A 3150-nucleotide genomic window follows, 5' to 3' on the forward strand; every position below is an offset into this window, starting at 1 on the left:
CTACGCAGCCCTGTTGAGCAGGCCTTCGCCCGCCTGAAGACCTGGCGGCTCTTCCGCCAAGCCCGCTGCAGCCCCAACCGACTGACGTCAATGACTAAAGCGGTCCTCACCCTGGAGCAGCACCGCTGAAGAAGCTCAATCAGCATCCCGATCAAGAGTTCCGAGCCCGTGAGCTGCACGAACTCCTCGGCATGTCCACCGACGAGGCATCCGTCAACATCACCCGCAGCCGCCTCGGACGCCTCACCCGCCAAGGCTTCCTCACTCAACCCGGACGCGCCGCTACCAGAAGCGGACTTAACGTCCACTTAGAGGTCTTGGGCCGCGAGTGTGACCGGGTGATGCCAAGGTCGATCAACAGCTGCGAGACCTTCTTCGAGGTCATCGAGGTGCCTCGGTCGGCGTGCACGGTCTCGGGTACGATGCCGTTGCGGGCGATGGTCTTGTGGATCAACTCCTGGGCCCGCACCGATGATTCGGCCTTTTAGACGGTGTGGCCAACGACGTAGCGGCTGAAGATGTCGATGATGACGTAGGCGTGGTACCAGACGCCCTTGACGGGGCCGGCTGCCTTGGTGATGTCCCAGGTGAACACCTGCGAGGGCCTGGTGGCGACCAGCTTGGGCACCGTCTTCGCCGGGTGGGTGGCCTAGCGGCGGCGTTCGCTGGGCTGCCCCTTCTCGCGCAAGATCCGGTACATCGTGGAGACCGAGCAGTGATAGCGCCCGGCGTCCAGCTCGCGGGCCCAGATCTGCGCGGGCGGTAGCTCGGCGTACTCGTCGCTGTTCATCAGTTCCAAGACCGCAGCCCGCTCCTCGGCCGTCAGGGCCGAGGGCTGGACCTGCCGCTTGCGTGGTCCGCGCGGTGGCGCCGGACGCAGCCGGCGGTAGTGGGTGGCCCTGGAGCGGCCGGTCAACCGGCAGGCGGCCGTGATGCCGAGTTCGCCCTCGATGCCGGTGATCGCCTCGTCGGCCACCGGGTCGACGGCAGCGTTCAGTCCGTGCCCTCGGAGATCATTTCCAAGAGCGCGGAAGCTTTTCCCATAACCTCCAACGCAGCCTTGTTCCGGGCCAGTTCTTTCTCCAGTCGCTCCACCTGGCGACACAGCTTCTCGTTCTCCGCCTCGGCAGCCGGCTTCTTCGGCCTCGCCGGGCTTGTCCGCTGGTCGACCAGCTTCTCCAGCGCTCCGGCATCCCGCGCGGCCCGCCATTCCTTGACGTGCGAGTGGTACAGCCGCTCACGGCGCAGGACCGCACCCTTCTCGTTCTTGGGCGCGGCGTCGTACTCGGCCATGATCCGCAGCTTGTACTCGGGGCTGAAGGTGCGGCGCTTCGACCGGGGAGCCGGATCGGATTCAGCGGGCTTGGTGCTGGTCATGGGGGGTGATTCTCCTGTCGTGCCCTCTCAGGCTAACCCGACGAAGCGGGACGTCTCACCCAAGGCTGACAGAGAGGCAACGCCGGAACACTGGCCAAAATCAAGGTAGATTTCACCCGACCGACCCAGCCGAGGCCTACGCAGCGTGCCGTGCCCGACCTTGCCTTTGAAGCTCGAAGGCATGAGGCGCATAACCAGAGTCGGGGGCCCATCGGGCGCACGAATATCTACCGGTTGCCGCGGGGTGGGTGCGTCAGTCCTGAAGGCCCTGGGCGTAATCGCCGCCTGCCTAGCCTTGATGCTGGCTTCTGCCAACCCGACGATGGCAGGCACAGCAGCGGGCGCGCAGGCCGGCAGCAGGCGGGGCGGGCCGGCCGTCATGCAGTTGGCGCCACGGTGCCGAGTCGGCGCGTATCTGACCGACCTCTACGACGTCCATCCCGAGTCGAACGAGTTCTCGGCCCGGGTGTGGATATGGTCGTTGTGTCCGACCAAGGAGGCTGACCCGCTGCCCACCGTCACCTTCCCGAACGGTTACAACCCCTCGAAGACCGATGCGGACCAGAGGAAGGTCGACAACGAGTGGTACGACCTGATGGGCTTTGACGGGAGGTTCCGGCACACCTTCGACCGGAGCAACTTCCCGTTCGACAGGCACGACCTGAACATCGTCGTTGCGTCGGGCAAGAACGTGGCGTCATTCCGTATGGCTCCCGACCCGGAAGCCCACCAGACCACCTACAGCAACAAGATTTCGCTACCCCGGTGGAAGATCGAAGGCTTTTCATTGTCCACCCGAACGACGAACTACAACACCGACTTCGGTGAGCGCTCAGATCCCACCGGCCTGAGCGCAGACTTCAGCGACGCCGTCCTGGTCACCCGCGTGGCAAGTTCGGCCCCGTCGGTCTTCTGGGAGCTTACAGGGCCGATCTTCATCATCTTCCTCATCACGATGCTCACGTTCGTGATGAGCGGGACGGACAAAGCGGCCTTCACCGGGCGGGTCACAGCGCTGGGTGCCTCGCTCTTTGCTGTACTTGTCAACCTCAGCAAGCTGAGCAGTCTCATCCCGTCCACATCCGGCTTCTCCATGCTCGGCAAGCTGCACCTGCTGACCTTGCTGTTCGTGCTGTTCGCGCTCGCTATCACCGTGGTGAGCTGGCGATGGGCGGACAAGGACAAGGAGGACGCGAGGATCAGGAAGCTCAACCGATTCGGCATCCTTGTGGGCATGGTCTTCTACCTGGGCGGCACCACCTGGCTCGTGGCCGCGGCCGCCAATGCTCCTGTGAGCTGAGGTGACTCCTCTGTCGCCCCTCACGCTTGACCGAGATCGTCTTGACGCGACCCTTCACCGGCCGGTGCTGGTACACGCGGACGTGTCCGACTCCGGGAGTGTTCAATGATCGGCGGATCCGATGATCAAGGAGACGCCAGCTGAGTGAAATGTCCATCGAGCAGATACCGGGCAGCGAGCCGGCAGTGGAGACCGTGGTGGCGGGTGACGAGCAGTTGGTTGCGATGCTCGTGGATCGAGCCCGGCCGGAGGGCCTGCAGCTGACCGGGGAGGGCGGGTTGCTCCAGCAGCTGACCAAGTGGGTGCTGGAGTCCGCCTTGGAGGGCGAGATCACCGATCACCTCGGATACGAGAAGAGCACGATGCCGAGGGTCGGGGCAGTGAGCCTTTTCCATCCTCACTCTGAGCTGGCCAGATGAAGGGTGAGGACGGCCTGGACGAGTGTGGTGATCCGGGTGGTCGAGCACCGCAGT

5 protein-coding genes and 2 pseudogenes are annotated in these 3150 nt (G+C 64.4%); 3 read left to right on the forward strand and 4 right to left on the reverse strand.

Annotated features, from left to right (window positions below; translation table 11 throughout):
* Positions 1–129, forward strand: a pseudogene (locus tag ACFVFQ_RS38485) (IS5/IS1182 family transposase); the annotation flags it as partial.
* A gap of 136 nt (positions 130–265) precedes the next feature.
* On the opposite strand, the gene ACFVFQ_RS38490 reads toward ACFVFQ_RS38485, so the two are convergent.
* From ACFVFQ_RS38490 to ACFVFQ_RS38505, 4 genes are read right to left on the reverse strand one after another with little or no spacing between them, the layout of a single operon-like run.
* On the reverse strand, positions 266–469 hold the full coding sequence (locus ACFVFQ_RS38490; RefSeq protein ID WP_383425357.1) for a transposase family protein: 204 nt from the start codon (positions 467–469) through the stop codon (positions 266–268).
* Between the two features lie 15 nt (positions 470–484).
* Positions 485–628 (reverse strand): hypothetical protein, encoded by a 144-nt coding sequence (locus tag ACFVFQ_RS38495; RefSeq protein ID WP_383425358.1) that lies wholly within the window; start codon positions 626–628, stop codon positions 485–487.
* Positions 629–649: 21 nt separating this feature from the next.
* Positions 650–976, reverse strand: coding sequence for a hypothetical protein (locus ACFVFQ_RS38500; RefSeq protein ID WP_383425360.1), 327 nt, complete (start codon positions 974–976; stop codon positions 650–652).
* A 17-nt stretch (positions 977–993) separates the two neighbouring features.
* A complete protein-coding gene (locus ACFVFQ_RS38505; RefSeq protein WP_383425362.1) occupies positions 994–1377 on the reverse strand; it encodes a hypothetical protein in 384 nt (127 codons plus the stop codon).
* Positions 1378–1675: 298 nt separating this feature from the next.
* Here ACFVFQ_RS38505 and ACFVFQ_RS38510 point away from each other — a divergent pair, with 298 nt between their 5' ends.
* Positions 1676–2677: a hypothetical protein gene (locus tag ACFVFQ_RS38510; RefSeq protein ID WP_383425363.1), complete on the forward strand. Its 1002-nt coding sequence runs from the start codon at positions 1676–1678 to the stop codon at positions 2675–2677.
* Between the two features lie 224 nt (positions 2678–2901).
* Positions 2902–3059, forward strand: a pseudogene (locus ACFVFQ_RS38515) (IS256 family transposase); the annotation flags it as partial.
* Positions 3060–3150 lie beyond the last annotated feature (91 nt).

This window comes from Streptomyces sp. NPDC057743, assembly GCF_042798755.1.
Classification (GTDB): Bacteria; Actinomycetota; Actinomycetes; order Streptomycetales; family Streptomycetaceae; genus Streptomyces.

Coding starts and splice junctions, on each gene's coding strand:
- ACFVFQ_RS38510 (WP_383425363.1), top strand. CDS start 1,676: ATGCTGGCTTCTGCCAACCCGACGATGGCAGGCACAGCAGCGGGCGCG.
- ACFVFQ_RS38505 (WP_383425362.1), bottom strand. CDS start 1,377: ATGACCAGCACCAAGCCCGCTGAATCCGATCCGGCTCCCCGGTCGAAG.